Raw genomic sequence first — 13,235 nt, forward strand, 5'->3', positions numbered from 1 at the left:
CCGGCCCTGTCGCGCTGTCGCAGATCAAACCGCGTATTGCGCGATGCCGTTGCCGAACGACCAGTCCTCCTTCAGCACCTCGACGAGGCTGATGAAGACGTCCTGCTGCCGCACGCCGGGCTGCGCCGCGAGGTTGTCCGCGATCGCCCGGTACAGCGCCCGCTTCTGCTCGAGCGTGCGCGTGTTGTTCGCGGTGATCTGGATCATCACGAGATCGTCGCTGCGTTCGATGTCGTAGTAGTGGCGGCCGAACACGAAGTTCTCGGCCGCATGCTCGGTGACGACCATGAAGATGTCGTCCTCGGGCACGTTGAACGTGTGCATCAGCGCGCGATGCACGCCATTGACGAGCGCCGCGCGGTACGCGGCCGGCTTGCCTTCGCGGACGGCGATACGGGTGAAGGGCATGGTCCTGCTCCTGTCGGTGAGAGTGACGTGGAAGAACGAAAACACGACGTCAGGTTAGGCTCGCCAAACTATAATGAACAGTCATCAATGAATATTTCATCCATTTTCATCTGAAATGAAAGTCCTCGACCTCGATACCGTGCGCGCGTTCGTGCTGGTGGCCGATCTCGCCAGCTTCACGCGCGCCGCCGACGCGCTCGGCACCACGCAGTCGGCCGTCAGCCTGAAGCTGAAGCGGCTCGAGGCGCACCTCGGCAAGCCGCTGCTCGCGCGCACGCCGCGCGTCGTCAAGCTGGCCGCCGACGGCGAGCATTTCCTGCCGGCCGCCCGCGCGCTGCTCGACGCGCACGACCATGCGCTCGGCGCCATTTCGGCCGGCACGCACCGGCTGGCGCTCGGCGTCAGCGAGCATGTCTCGGTGCCCGACCTGCCCGCCGTGCTCACGAGCCTGCACCGGCAGGACCCCGGGTTGTCGCTGGAAATGCACCTGGGCACGTCGACGAACCTGCTCGCGCAATACGACGAACGCCGGTTCGATGCGGTGATCGTGCGGCACGAGCCGGGCGAAGACCCGCCGCGCGAAGACGGCACGCTGCTGTTTTCCGAACCGCTGGCGTGGCTCGCCGCGCCGGACTGGGCCCCGCGCGCGGGCGAGCCGCTGCCGCTCGCGGTGCTGGCCGGCCCGTGCGGCGTGCGGGCCGCCGCGCTGCGCGCGCTCGACCATGCAGGGCGGCCGTGGCGCGAGCGCTTCACCGGCGGCGGCGTTGCGGCGGTCACGGCCGCCGCCGCCGCGGGGCTCGCCGTCTGCCCGCTCGCGCGACGTGTCGCGCCGCGCACGCTGGTCGACGTCGGCGCGAAATTCGGGCTGCCGCCGCTGCCGCTCTCGCAGGTCGTCCTGTATTCACGCGTACGCGACGCCCGTGCGGCCGCCGCCTTGCGCAGGTTTGCCGACAGCCTTGCAATCTCGGCGTAAACTGGCGGGTTCCGCTGCCCGTAATCTCCAGAAGAATTCCGATGAAGTCCGACGCCCGCAAGCACCTCCGTGCCAACCTGCTGATGCTCGCCGCCGCCGCGATCTGGGGCTCGGCTTTCGTCGCGCAACGCCTGAGCCTCGACGTGATCGGGCCGTTCCTGTTCACGGGGCTGCGCTTCCTGCTCGGCGCGCTGGCGCTGGTGCCGCTGCTGATGCTGAACACGGCGGCGCGCGCGCAGTTCGCGGCGATCCGCCGCGAACCGGTGCTGCTGCTGCCGGGCCTCGCGCTCGGGGGGCTGCTCGCGGTATCGATCTCGCTGCAGCAGGTCGGCCTGCAGTACACGCGCATCGCCAATGCGGGCTTCATCAGCTCGCTGTACGTCGTGATCGTGCCGCTGATGGGCGTGTTCGCCCGTCACCGCACGGGCGCGGGCACATGGTTCGGCGCGCTGCTCGCGGCGATCGGCCTGTATTTCCTCAGCATCGACGAGCATTTCTCGGTGCTGTACGGCGACTGGTTCCAGCTGGCCGGCGCCGTGATCATCGCCGCGCACGTGATGGCCGTCGGCCGTTTCGCGAAGCGGCACGATCCGCTCGTGCTCGCGTTCCTGCAGTTCCTCGTGTGCGGCGCGGCGTGTCTCGTCGTCGGCCTCGCCGTCGAACCGGTCAGCGCCGCGATGCTGCGCGGCGCGCTGCCGACGCTGCTGTACGGCGGCCTGCTGTCGGTCGGTGTCGGCTATACGCTGCAGGTCGTCGCGCAACGCGATGCGGCGCCCGCGCACGCGGCCGTGATCTTCAGCATGGAAGGCGTGTTCGCGGCGATCGCCGGCTGGGCCGCGCTCGGCGAGACGCTGACGCTGCGCGCGCTCGTCGGCTGCGCGCTGATGCTGGCCGGCCTGCTCGCATGCCAGTTGCTGCCGAACGGCGACGCCCGGAAAAAGGACGAGGACGCGCTGCCGGCGTGACCCGCACCGTCCCTATAATGGCGGTTCGCGTGACTTCCACGCCAACCGCTTCCGACAGGCCAGCTCCGTGACGTCTCCTTCCGTCGATCCCGCCGCCGACCTGCTGCGCGAACGCGCAGCGCACTACGCCGCCCAGGCGGCGCTGTTCCTGCGCGACCAGGCGCTCTCCACCGCGTCGCACGACCTGCGCAGCCCGCTGAACGCGATGCACAGCTGGGCATACGTGCTCGAGCGCCAGCTCGCCCATGCCGATCCGAACCTGCAGCGCGCGCTCGCGGGCATTCGCACCGGAATCGAGCAGCAGGTCGCGCTGATCGACGACGTACTCGATGCGCCGCGCACCGAAACGCGCTTGCTCGCCGTCGCGCCGCAGCCGTTCGCGCTGCGCGCGCTGCTCGACGACACGATCGCGCTCGTGCGTTTCGCGCTCGCCGACGCACGGCAGGTCGCGCTCGACGTGACGCTGCCGGACGGCGAACCGTCGCTCACCGCCGACCGCGAACGCATCGCCCAGGCGCTGTGGACGATGCTGACGGCGGCCGTCGAAACCAGCGCCGCCGGCGGCCGCGTGACGTTCGCGTGCGCACGCGACCGCGCGCAGTTCACCGCGCGCGTCACCTGCACCGTGAACGCCGCTGCGCTCGCCGATCCCGCGCAGCCGCACGCGTTCGAATCGTTCGCGCGACGCGAGATGCTGCGCGAGCGGGACGCGAAGCGGGTCGCGTGGACGCTCGGGCTCTGCCAGCGCGTCGCGCTCGCGCACGGCGGCACGTTCGCGCACGACCTGTTCGCCGACGGCGCCACGACCACCCTCACGTTCTCGGTCCCCTGCGAGGCGCCGGTGTAAGCAATCGGCCGTCCGACACATTACAGATTCCTTTCCGGCTCTATACTGACGGGCCTGCAATAACCGGAGTGCTTCTTTGTTACAGATCTTCGCGCTCATCGGCGCGTTGTTCCTGGTGGCCCTGAACGGGTTCTTCGTCGCGGCCGAATTCGGCCTCGTCAAACTGCGCGCCACGCGCGTCAAGACACTGGCCCGCAAGCACGGCCTGCGCGGCCGCATCCTCGGCATCGTGCACGGCCGGCTCGACGCGTATCTTTCCGCGTGCCAGCTCGGCATCACGCTCGCGTCGCTCGGCCTCGGCTGGGTCGGCGAACCGGCCTTCGCGCAACTGCTCGGCCCGCTGCTCGACCTGCTCGGCGTGCAGTCCGAACGCGTCGTGCACCTGATCTCGCTCGTGTTCGCGTTCTCGCTGATCTCGTTCCTGCACATCGTCGTCGGCGAGCTGGCGCCGAAATCGATGGCGATCCGCCAGTCGGAGAAGGTCGGCCTGTGGGTCGCGCTGCCGCTCTATGCGTTCTACTGGGCGATGTATCCGGCGATCTGGGTGCTCAACAACAGCGCCAACGCGGTGCTGCGGCTCGCGGGGCTGTCCGCCGACCACGGCAGCGACGCCCACTACTCGACCGACGAGCTGAAGCTGATCCTGCGCAGCCGCCGCAGCACGACCGGCAATCCGGCGCAGCCGGCGCGCGGCACGTACAGCAACGACGAGTGGAACACGCTCGCGCATTCGCTCGACTTTTCGTCGATGACCGTGTCGGACCTGATGCGGCCGGCCCATGAAATGATCGGCCTGCGCCGCGACCTGCCGCTGCCCGACAACATGGAAATCGTCGCGCGGCACCGCTTCAGCCGCTATCCGCTGTTCGACGATGCGTCGCGCGAGCAGGTGAGCGGGCTGATCCACCTGAAGGACCTGCTGCTCGCGCGTCACGCGGGCGCGGCGCTCGACGACCTGTCCGACTACGTGCGCCCGGTGCAGTACGTGAAACCCGACACGCCGGCGCTCGAACTGTTCCGCCGCTTCCGCAAGGGCGCGCCGCACTTCGCGCTGGTCGGCGACAAGGGCGCGAAGCCGATCGGCTTCCTGACGCTCGACAACCTGCTCGGCGCGCTGGTCGGCCAGATCCACGACGAGTTCCGCCAGGGCGACGCCGACTGGAGCCGCCTCGACGACGGCACGCTGATGGGCAAGGGCAGCCTGCCCGTCGTGTCGCTCGAACAGGCGCTCGGCATCGACATCGACGAAGGCCGCGCGGAATCGGTCGGCGGCCTCGTGATCCAGGCGCTCGGCGATCTGCCGACCGAAGGGCAGCGCGTGTCGTTCGACCGCTTCGACGTCGTCGTGAAGAAGATGAACGGGCCGCGCATCGTGCTCGTACGCGTGTACCCGAAGATCGCGAAAGAGGCCGACGAATGACGGCCGCGCTTCGCCATACGCGATGAACGCCGCGCTGCCGCGCTGCTGCGTGATCACGCCGGAACCGGCGTCCGCGTCGGCAGCCGATTGCGCGGCGTTCCTCGACCGGCTGTCGGCGGTACTCGCACGCGGCGAGTCGCTCGTGCAACTGCGCGTGAAGTCGCTCGACGCGAGCGCGTTCGCCCGGCTCGCCGCCGACGCGCTCGCGCGCTGCGGCGCGGCCGGCGCGCACCTGATGCTGAACGGGCCGATCGATGCGGCCGGCGTGATGCGGCTCGACGGCGCCGGCTGGCATCTCGACGGCACCGCGTTGCGGGCCGCCACGCAGCGGCCGTTGCCCGCCGGAAGATGGGTGTCCGCGGCCTGTCATACCCACGATGACCTGCTGCTGGCCGCGCGCGCCGGCGCGGATTTCGTCACGCTGTCGCCGGTGCTGCCGACGCTCAGCCATCCCGGTGCGCCGGCGCTCGGCTGGCAGCGGTTCGAAACACTGGCCGCCGAAGCCGCGATGCCCGTCCTGGCCCTCGGCGGCATGACGCGCGCCCATCTCGACGACGCGCGCCGCCACGGCGCTTACGGCATCGCCGGCATTCGCGGGTTCTGGTAACGCGGGCCTTGCCTGCGGCACGGCCGGGCCCACCTGCGCCCGGCCGTGCGGTTGCTTGCCCGCTCACATCGTCATGCGTTCAGGTTCGGACGCAATCCGCGCCACGCGCCGTCGTCGAGGCGACGCGCATCGTGCGTGAGCGCATACCGGTTCACGTCCCCCGTCAGCCATGCGACGAGCGAATACGGCGGCAACGCCCCGTCGTCGACGCGGTCGCGCGCACGCGCCGGCGTCTCGAACACGACCCGCCCGCGCGGCGCGTCGAACGGCACCGCGTCGGGCGACAGGTTCAACGCGATCGTCAGCGTCTCGTCGTCGGCGAGCTGCCATGACGCGAGCAGCGCGTCGGCATCGCCGTCGCCGTCCGACTTCAGCGCACGCGCCTCGCGCGGCCGGCAATCGGACAGCCGCGGCGAGATCAGCTTCGCGCGCACCGCCAGCGCCGACTGCACGAAATGCGCGCGATCGGCATCGCACGCGGTTTCGTCGAAGATCAACGGAATCTGCGGCGTGAGCAGCGACAGCGCGAGCGCGGCCAGCCCGGCCGCCTGCCCGGGATCGCCGTGGCCGCAGTCGCGCCACGCGCCGTCGGACAGCACCAGCGACGTCAGCGACAGCCCGGTGTCGGCGCCCATGCCCTCCGTCGACCCGGCCGGCTGGAAGGCCGCGCCGGCCGCGGTCAGCGCGCGGGCGAGCGTATGGATCGACTGGTGCGTGGAAATGCCTTCATGGGCCGATACGTCGCGCCCGGTCAGCCGGTGCAGCGCGCGCTCGCCGCAGCCGTTCCACTGCGCATCGAAATGGGTATCGGCAAGATGCGCCGGATGCCGTTCGCTGCCGAGGACGAGATGGATCAGCCGGTCGGCCGGGACGGCCGCGCGCACGCGGTCCGCGATCTCGCGCAGCCACGACGCGCCGATCCGGTCGGCTTCGCGCAGGCGCAGCCCGTCGCAGCGGTATTCGTCGATCCAGTACAGCGCGTTGTCGCAGAAGAAATCGCAGACTTCCGGATGATCGAGCGCGAGCGGGGGCGCCTGCAACGGATCGTCGCGCGTGTGGAAGAACGGCGCCGCATAGTGGCGCAGCGCCTCGGTGCCGCTGCCGAAGCGCGCGTAATCGAGCTCCAGCAGCACCGCGAGACCGTAGCCGTGCGCATCGTCGATCAGCGCCTTCAGCGCGTCGGGGCCGCCTTCGGCCGCGAGCGGCGCGAACGGCAGGCTGTCGTGCGACGCGAGCAGCTCCAGCGCGGTCACGCCGAGCCGCGCGAGCTGCGGCAGGCGCCGGCGCACGCCGTCGAAGCCGCCCACCCCGTGCGGGCGAACCGCATAGAGCGCGATGTCTTCCCATGCGCGCCCGTGCCAGAACGTGTTGCGCCACGTGAACGCGCGCGGATCGACGACCTGGCTCGGGCCGTTGAGCCCTTCGGGTTGCGAGCGCGACGCGGGATCGGGAATCGATACCGCATCGTCGAGCCGATAGCGGTAGAGCGAACCCGCGCCGCAATCGGCAAAAACTTCGAACCAGTTCGCGCCGGCTGCCGTCATCGGGACGCGCAACGGGCCGAAGCCGGTATCGAGTTCGAGCTGGACCTGCGTGCTGCCCGGCGCCCACACGCGAAAATGCGTGCGCGGCGCCGCGCGGAGCGCGCCACAGGGCTGCGCGCCGAACGGCAGGCAATGAATATGGTGCTGCGCATACGGATCGTGCGGACAATCGGACATCATGCGCTCCTCATGCATACCGAGCGGCATGGCCGCGCCAGCGGCGCGGCGCATCGGGGCCCGGCATGCGACGGCCAGGCGAAGGGGAGAGAAACGAGTATGCGCCGGATTTTCCGTCGCGATGCAGCGTTCCCGGACATTTTTAAATGCGAATCGACCCCTGGGAAACCGGCGCTCCGGCCGGCGCGACGCGAGTCGGGTAGCCGGCATACCGGAATGACTGCTCGCCTTGTTGCGCCGGCCGCGCACGCTTACGCTCAGCGGCATGCTCGCGGGCACGTCGCCCGCTTCCGACCGGAGAAACCCGTCATGTCGCTTCCCTCCAGCGCCGCCAAATTCGATCCGGCGCGCGCCCACGAATACGCCGAGCAATCGCGCATCGCGCTCGCCGGCTACGATGCCTGTCACGAACTCACTGCTTGCATGCTCGCATCGGCGATCGATGCGCCCGATGCGCGGCTTCTCGTCGCGGGCGCGGGCGGCACCGGGCAGGAAATCTGCGTGGCGGCCGCGCTCGAGCCGGGCTGGCGGTTCACGGCCGTCGATCCGTCCGCGCCGATGCTCGCGCTCGCGCGCTCGAACGTCGAGGCCGCGGGCTTCGGCGCGCGCACGGCGTTCGTCGAGGACGATGTCGATGCGTTGCCCGATGCGCCCGCGTTCGACGGCGCGACGCTGATCGGCGTGCTGCATCACGTGCCGGGCGACGCGGCGAAGGCGGCGCTGCTGCAGGCGATCGCGCGGCGCCTGAAACCCGGCGCGCCGCTCGTGCTCGCCGGCAATCATCGTCGCTACGCGGACCACCCTCGCTTGCTCGATGCATGGCAGCAGCGCTGGCGGATGAAAGGCGCGACGCCCGACGCGGTGCGCGCGCAACTCGCGAAGATCCTGCAGGGCGCCGATCCGCCGGCGTCCGAGGACGCGGTGTTCGGCCTGCTGCACGACGCGGGCTTCGATGCGCCGCTGCGCTTTTTCGCGAGCCTGTTCTGGGGCGCGTGGATCGCGGTACGGCGCGCATGATGGATCGGTGAGGCCGGCCAGGTGCGGCCGGCCAGGTGCGATCGGCCATGCGCGGTCAGCTAGACACGGCGCGCGACGCATTTCCCGTACGCGCCATCCGCGCTGGGTATGATGTCGTTCCCGCCCCCACTTCCCGGCGTCGACATGCTCACCGTCCACCACCTGAACAACTCGCGCTCGCAGCGCGTGCTCTGGCTGCTCGAAGAACTGGATGTGCCGTACGAGATCGTGCGCTACGAACGCGATCCGAAGACGATGCTCGCGCCGCCCGCATTGCGCGCGATCCATCCGCTCGGCAAGTCGCCGGTCGTCACCGATGAAGGCCGCACGTACGCCGAATCGGGCGCGATCATCGAGTACCTGGTCGAGCGCTACGGCAACGGGCGCCTGGCGCCGCCGCCCGGCACGCCCGAGCGGCACGACTACACGTACTGGCTGCACTACGCGGAGGGGTCGGCGATGCCGCCGCTGCTGCTCAAGCTCGTCGCGCTGCGGATCGCGCATGCGCCGATGCCGTTCTTCGCACGACCGGTCGCGCGCAAGATCGCCGCGACGCTGCAATCGAGCTTCGTCGACCCGCAGATCGCGCTGCATCTCGGCCATATCGACGACACGCTGAGCCGCACCGGATGGTTCGTCGGCGACGGTTTCAGCGCGGCCGACATCCAGATGAGCTTTCCGCTCGAAGCCGCGACCGCGCGCGGCGGCGACGGCCGGCATCCGGCGATCGCGCGCTTTCTCGACGCGATCCACGCGCGGCCGGCCTACCAACGGGCGCTGGAGCGCGGCGGCCCGTACGAACTGCTCAAGTAACGCCCCCGCCGACGTCGGCCTGCGTCAACTCAGCAGGCCCGCCGCGACGTTGATCGACAGCCCGAGCACGGCCATGTTGAAGTAGAACGACAGGATCGACTGCGCGAGCACCGAACGCCGCGCGGAGCGGTTCGTCATCGACACGTCGGCCGTCTGCGACGCGACCGCGATCGTAAACGCGAAATACAGGAAATCCCAGTAATCGGGTTCGAGGTTCTGGTCCGGGAAGCGCAGCGCGCGATCCTTGGCCGGCGAACCGTAATAGAGCCGCGCATAGTGCAGCGTGAAGATCGTCGGGATCAGGAACCACGCGCCGAACAGCGTCGCGCCCGTGATCGCGTAGTGGCTAAGCCCCGCGCTGAAGCCGACGCTCTTGGCGGTCGCGAGTTCGATCGCGATCGCCGCCACGCTCGCGACGGTCGCGAGACATACGACAGTCAGCACGGTCGTCGCGTTTTCATCCTCGCGAATCGCGACTTCGCGCACCATGTGATGATGCGCGGTGACCATGCGCACCCACATCAGCACGAGATACAGCCACACCGCGCAATCCCAGCCGATCAGCGCCCGCGCGGTCGCGCGCAGCGGAAACGGCAACAGCACCGCGCACAGCACGCCGCCGACGAATGCCGCGACCATGCGCGGCCGGTTGCGTAATACCTGCGGATAAAACGTCATCGTGTGATTCCGAAAGCGGATGGAAAGGGTTCGGCGGGCGCACGGGACGGCCCGCTGCGCCGCGCCGACGCGTCACGCGCCCCGATTATCGCCATTCCGTCGTGACGTGGCGATGGGCGGGAGCGCCTAAGATAGTCAGATGACTGCCACCGCCCCCCTCTGCCACCATCCGGCGAACGCGGCCGGGCGCGACTTCGTCGTCGGCGACCTGCACGGCTGCGTGGATGTGCTGCGCGCGCTGCTGCACGACGTCCGCTTCGATCCGGCTCGCGACCGGCTGTTCTCGGTCGGCGACCTCGTCGATCGCGGTCCCGCGTCCGAAACCGCGCTCGAACTGCTCGACCGCCCGTGGTGCCACGTCGTGCGCGGCAATCACGAGGAGGTGCTGAGCCGCGTCGCGCGCGGCAAGCTGCCACCCGACGCGTGGCGCGGGATCGGCGGCGACTGGGGCGCCGACCTGCCGCCGGAACGACTGCACGCGCATGCGGCGCGCGTCGACGCGCTGCCGCTCGTGCGTGTGGTCGGCGACGGTCCCGGGCGCTTCAACGTGCTGCATGCGGAGTTCTTCGGCTCGGACGCCGATCTCGACACCGGCAGCTACTCGCACGACGTGCGCGAGCGCCTGATCTGGGGCCGCGATCTCGTCCAGGGGCTCGCCGATCCCGCGCGGCAGGCCGGGCTGTCGCTGACCTGCACCGGGCATACGCCGGTGCGCGCCCCGCAGCGGATCGGCGCGCAATGGTTCATCGACACGGGCGCGTTCGCACCGGCCGGCCGGCTCACGCTCGCCGAGCCGCGCACCGGGCGCACCTGGTCGATGACGCAGGCCGAAGCACGCGAGCGCCGCGCGGGCGACTGGCCGCTGCCGTAATGCGCAGGTGTGCTGATTGCCGCTGATGCCGCTGATGCCCGCGACTACCGTACCCTAGCCGACCTGGTTCAGTTCGAACACCGCATCGACGGCCGAGCCGTTCCAGTTGTATTCGAGGTACGCCGCGTGATGGCAGTCGCGCAGCAGCGCGGTGCGGAACGCCGCCAGGCATTCGCCGCGCGGATCGCGCACCGACGGATAGACGATCCCCGCGCCGCCGACATTGCGCACCGCGCGACCGAGCGCTTGCCCGGCGCTGTAGTCGAGCGGATGCAGCAGCGCCGGATCGCGCTTCGGCCACGCGCGCACGTCGACCACGTCGCCTTGCGCGATCACCGTGTAGAGCCGCATCTGCTGACGCATCGGCATCTCCTTCGTGGCAGCCAGGAACAGCGCGCTGTGGTAACGCGTTTCGGCGATCGCGGTATCGCGCGAACGGGCGCAGTAGAACACGCCGTAGCTGCCGTCGGAAAAGCGGCTGCCCTGCGGATTCAGGTGCGTGAACGCGGCCATGATCGGCCCCCAGCCCTGCCCGTAGCGGCGCTCGGCGGGCGGCACGAGGTCGAGCGTGCCGACTTCGTTGCGGATGCGGTCGTTGGTCAGCGATTCGAGCGCGTAAAGCGCGTCGAAATCGTCCGCCGACGCCACGCGGTCGAACAGGTTGATCGCCGGAAAACGGGTGGGAATCACGCGATAGGCAGGCGCCCAGTCGACCGCGGACGTGGGCCAGGGTTGTGCTTGGTTCGGCAGCGTCACGCCCATCCACCTCGCATCGCGTCGAGATATTGCCGCACGGCGACCAGATCGCCGACGTTGCCGGCCAGCATCCGGTCGAGTGCGCGCTTGCCGCCGAACGGCGCCGCGTCGTTGGGCCGCTTGACCCACGCATCGGCCGCGGCCGGCTGCGGCAGCAGGATCTGCAGCGCCTTGTAGATGCCGAGCAGCAGCGATAGCCGCTCGAGCGTATCGCGCGGCAGCCGCGCCGCTTCCGGCGCGGCCTTCCACTTGAAGAACGTCGACCGGCCGGGCGACCCGAGCAGCACGATCTGCTCGTCGATCGTCAGTTCCCAGTCGCGCGCGATGTTGAAAAACGCACGCAGGCCGGCCGCCGACATCTGCGCGACCGATGCCTGCGGCGGGGGGGAATAGGACTCGTACGCGGGCTGTGACATGATCGTTAGTCTCTAAATGAATCTACTAACAAGACTAGTCCATTTTCGTATTTTTGCAAGGGTCGAGACCCGTCGATCGATCGGCGTCGTCGCGTGCCACCCGGAAAACGATATTTTTTTGTCCATTCTGGACTCTTATTTTATTTTCTGCGTTAATGCCCGTGCGGACACCGCGCGCAGCTGCGGCGGGTCCGTGAAACCGTATCGCCCGGAAACCCGGAAGCACCCGCCAAGGAACGCACCATGAAGAGACTGATTGCCGCTGTTTCGATCGCCCTGCTCGCGATCTCCGCCGGCCCCGCCGTCGCGAAGGACTGGACCACGATCCGCTTCGGCACCGACGCCAGCTACGCGCCGTTCGAGTCGAAGGCGCCCGACGGCAAGCTCGTCGGCTTCGACATCGACCTCGGCAACGAGATCTGCGCGCGGCTGAAGGCAAAGTGCGTGTGGCTCGAGAACGATTTCGACGGGATGATTCCGGCGCTGAAGGCGAAGAAGTTCGACGCAGTGCTGTCGTCGATGTCGATCACGCCGCAGCGTGCGCAGCAGATCGGCTTCACGACGAAGATCTACAACCAGCCTACGCGGCTCGTCGTGAAGAAGGGCTCGCCGCTGCTGCCGACGGCCGAATCGCTGAAGGGCAAATCGATCGGCGTCGAACAGGGCACGACGCAGGAGACGTACGCAAAGGCGTACTGGGGCAAGCAAGGCGCGAACGTCGTGTCGTACCAGAACCAGGACGGCGTGTACGCGGATCTCACGTCGGGCCGCCTCGACGCGGCGCTGCAGGATGAAGTGCAGGCGGCGATCGGTTTCCTGAAATCGCCGCGCGGCGCGAACTACACGTTCGTCGGCCCCGAACTCGTCGACGAGAAAGTGCTCGGCATCGGCGCCGGCATCGGGCTGCGCAAGGAGGACACCGACCTGAAAGCGAAGATCGACGGCGCGATCCTCGACATGGTCAAGGACGGCACCTACAAGCGGCTCGCGTCGAAATACTTCGACTTCGACATCTACGGCGGCTGAAACGGCGTCGCGCGCGTACGGGCGCCACTCCGGTCGCGCGCGTCCGACCGCCCCTCCCCTCACCACCGGACGGCACCGGCATGAGGCCGGTTGCCGTCGCGTCGCATCGCATGCGTCATCCGCCGCACGGGCGGCACGACGCTGCGCATTTCATCCGGACTGCAGATCGATCTGTTCGCCGCGGCGAGGCCGGCGCGAAGGAAAATCGTGCCGTTTCAATCGTACGGTCAGTACGCGAAGAGCGGGCGTCGAGGAACCGGCGCCCGTGCGCACATGCCCTTGCGAACCGTGTTCGCATGCAGGAAAGTACCGACCCGGCGCGGATGACCGGCAATCAGCCGGATCCGCCTCGCACCGGGCGCGGAGAGATGGCCTGTCGACGCATGCCGGCCGGCGGCGAGAACGACGCTCGAGCGGCGACGCGTCGACTCACTGCGATCGCGGCCTGCCGGCCGCGGCGTGTGGCGATCGATCATTTTTCTACCCCGTTTCAGTCTCGTTGCTTGTTCCGGCAACCGGACCACACCGGTGCCCCGACGATCAGGCGACGACGTTCCGTACTCGCCGGAATGCGGCTGCTGTACCGCGCTCCGACGCCGCATCCCCGCGGACCGGGCCCTGGCCGCGACCGACAGCGTTCGCTGCCGAACCGGACGGACCTTGCATCGTCGACTTTCGCACGCCTACTTCCGCAAGGACCGGGCCAGCTTCGCGCGA

At 69.2% G+C, this 13,235-nt stretch carries 14 protein-coding genes; 9 read left to right on the forward strand and 5 right to left on the reverse strand.

Going from position 1 to position 13,235, the window contains the following annotated elements; genetic code table 11:
- Positions 1–24 precede the first annotated feature (24 nt).
- Positions 25–408 carry a tautomerase family protein gene (locus HWX08_RS06905; protein ID WP_069259451.1) on the reverse strand — a complete coding sequence of 128 codons (384 nt, stop codon included), beginning with the start codon at positions 406–408 and terminating at the stop codon, positions 25–27.
- Between the two features lie 115 nt (positions 409–523).
- On the opposite strand from HWX08_RS06905, the gene HWX08_RS06910 reads away from it, so the two are divergent.
- From HWX08_RS06910 to HWX08_RS06930, 5 genes are all read left to right on the forward strand, one after another.
- Complete coding sequence (locus HWX08_RS06910; protein ID WP_069259450.1) at positions 524–1,381, forward strand: LysR family transcriptional regulator; 858 nt, start codon at positions 524–526, stop codon at positions 1,379–1,381.
- Positions 1,382–1,422: 41 nt separating this feature from the next.
- Complete coding sequence (locus HWX08_RS06915) at positions 1,423–2,346, forward strand: DMT family transporter (protein WP_069259449.1); 924 nt, start codon at positions 1,423–1,425, stop codon at positions 2,344–2,346.
- Between the two features lie 67 nt (positions 2,347–2,413).
- Positions 2,414–3,193, forward strand: coding sequence for a sensor histidine kinase (locus HWX08_RS06920; protein ID WP_174922324.1), 780 nt, complete (start codon positions 2,414–2,416; stop codon positions 3,191–3,193).
- 76 nt (positions 3,194–3,269) lie between these two features.
- The gene (locus tag HWX08_RS06925; protein ID WP_069259447.1) at positions 3,270–4,613 is read left to right on the forward strand and encodes a hemolysin family protein; all 1,344 of its coding nucleotides are present in this window, start codon (positions 3,270–3,272) and stop codon (positions 4,611–4,613) included.
- Between the two features lie 22 nt (positions 4,614–4,635).
- On the forward strand, positions 4,636–5,220 hold the full coding sequence (locus HWX08_RS06930) for a thiamine phosphate synthase (protein ID WP_174922323.1): 585 nt from the start codon (positions 4,636–4,638) through the stop codon (positions 5,218–5,220).
- Between the two features lie 71 nt (positions 5,221–5,291).
- Here the strand turns inward: HWX08_RS06930 and HWX08_RS06935 are convergent, their stop codons facing one another.
- The gene (locus HWX08_RS06935) at positions 5,292–6,941 is read right to left on the reverse strand and encodes a DUF3459 domain-containing protein (protein ID WP_174922329.1); all 1,650 of its coding nucleotides are present in this window, start codon (positions 6,939–6,941) and stop codon (positions 5,292–5,294) included.
- A 309-nt stretch (positions 6,942–7,250) separates the two neighbouring features.
- On the opposite strand from HWX08_RS06935, the gene HWX08_RS06940 reads away from it, so the two are divergent.
- Entirely contained in the window at positions 7,251–7,958 is a 708-nt protein-coding gene (locus tag HWX08_RS06940) for a class I SAM-dependent methyltransferase (protein WP_174922322.1), read from the forward strand.
- 144 nt (positions 7,959–8,102) lie between these two features.
- Positions 8,103–8,771, forward strand: coding sequence for a glutathione S-transferase (locus tag HWX08_RS06945; RefSeq protein WP_069261102.1), 669 nt, complete (start codon positions 8,103–8,105; stop codon positions 8,769–8,771).
- A 24-nt stretch (positions 8,772–8,795) separates the two neighbouring features.
- Here HWX08_RS06945 and HWX08_RS06950 read toward each other — a convergent pair whose 3' ends face one another.
- Positions 8,796–9,449 carry a DUF1345 domain-containing protein gene (locus HWX08_RS06950; protein WP_069259444.1) on the reverse strand — a complete coding sequence of 218 codons (654 nt, stop codon included), beginning with the start codon at positions 9,447–9,449 and terminating at the stop codon, positions 8,796–8,798.
- A 139-nt stretch (positions 9,450–9,588) separates the two neighbouring features.
- Here HWX08_RS06950 and HWX08_RS06955 point away from each other — a divergent pair, with 139 nt between their 5' ends.
- Positions 9,589–10,320 (forward strand): metallophosphoesterase, encoded by a 732-nt coding sequence (locus HWX08_RS06955; RefSeq protein WP_174922321.1) that lies wholly within the window; start codon positions 9,589–9,591, stop codon positions 10,318–10,320.
- A gap of 54 nt (positions 10,321–10,374) precedes the next feature.
- On the opposite strand, the gene HWX08_RS06960 is transcribed toward HWX08_RS06955, so the two are convergent.
- Both HWX08_RS06960 and HWX08_RS06965 read right to left on the reverse strand, forming a co-directional pair.
- Positions 10,375–11,082 (reverse strand): RES family NAD+ phosphorylase, encoded by a 708-nt coding sequence (locus HWX08_RS06960; RefSeq protein ID WP_069259442.1) that lies wholly within the window; start codon positions 11,080–11,082, stop codon positions 10,375–10,377.
- Positions 11,073–11,492, reverse strand: coding sequence for an MbcA/ParS/Xre antitoxin family protein (locus HWX08_RS06965; RefSeq protein ID WP_069259441.1), 420 nt, complete (start codon positions 11,490–11,492; stop codon positions 11,073–11,075). The genes HWX08_RS06960 and HWX08_RS06965 overlap by 10 nt, the downstream gene beginning before the upstream one ends.
- Positions 11,493–11,735: 243 nt before the next feature.
- Between HWX08_RS06965 and HWX08_RS06970 the strand changes: the two genes are divergently transcribed.
- Entirely contained in the window at positions 11,736–12,518 is a 783-nt protein-coding gene (locus HWX08_RS06970; protein ID WP_107311192.1) for an ABC transporter substrate-binding protein, read from the forward strand.
- Positions 12,519–13,235: the final 717 nt, after the last annotated feature.

It is taken from the genome of Burkholderia metallica (assembly GCF_902832845.1).
GTDB lineage: Bacteria > Pseudomonadota > Gammaproteobacteria > Burkholderiales > Burkholderiaceae > Burkholderia > Burkholderia metallica.

Bases quoted from the DNA above. Each gene is read 5' to 3' on its own strand.
- HWX08_RS06950 (WP_069259444.1), bottom strand. From the start codon at position 9,449: ATGACGTTTTATCCGCAGGTATTACGCAACCGGCCGCGCATGGTCGCG.
- HWX08_RS06930 (WP_174922323.1), top strand. From the start codon at position 4,636: ATGAACGCCGCGCTGCCGCGCTGCTGCGTGATCACGCCGGAACCGGCG.
- HWX08_RS06940 (WP_174922322.1), top strand. From the start codon at position 7,251: ATGTCGCTTCCCTCCAGCGCCGCCAAATTCGATCCGGCGCGCGCCCAC.
- HWX08_RS06910 (WP_069259450.1), top strand. From the start codon at position 524: ATGAAAGTCCTCGACCTCGATACCGTGCGCGCGTTCGTGCTGGTGGCC.
- HWX08_RS06960 (WP_069259442.1), bottom strand. From the start codon at position 11,082: ATGGGCGTGACGCTGCCGAACCAAGCACAACCCTGGCCCACGTCCGCG.
- HWX08_RS06915 (WP_069259449.1), top strand. From the start codon at position 1,423: ATGAAGTCCGACGCCCGCAAGCACCTCCGTGCCAACCTGCTGATGCTC.
- HWX08_RS06945 (WP_069261102.1), top strand. From the start codon at position 8,103: ATGCTCACCGTCCACCACCTGAACAACTCGCGCTCGCAGCGCGTGCTC.
- HWX08_RS06970 (WP_107311192.1), top strand. From the start codon at position 11,736: ATGAAGAGACTGATTGCCGCTGTTTCGATCGCCCTGCTCGCGATCTCC.
- HWX08_RS06955 (WP_174922321.1), top strand. From the start codon at position 9,589: ATGACTGCCACCGCCCCCCTCTGCCACCATCCGGCGAACGCGGCCGGG.
- HWX08_RS06905 (WP_069259451.1), bottom strand. From the start codon at position 408: ATGCCCTTCACCCGTATCGCCGTCCGCGAAGGCAAGCCGGCCGCGTAC.
- HWX08_RS06965 (WP_069259441.1), bottom strand. From the start codon at position 11,492: ATGTCACAGCCCGCGTACGAGTCCTATTCCCCCCCGCCGCAGGCATCG.
- HWX08_RS06935 (WP_174922329.1), bottom strand. From the start codon at position 6,941: ATGTCCGATTGTCCGCACGATCCGTATGCGCAGCACCATATTCATTGC.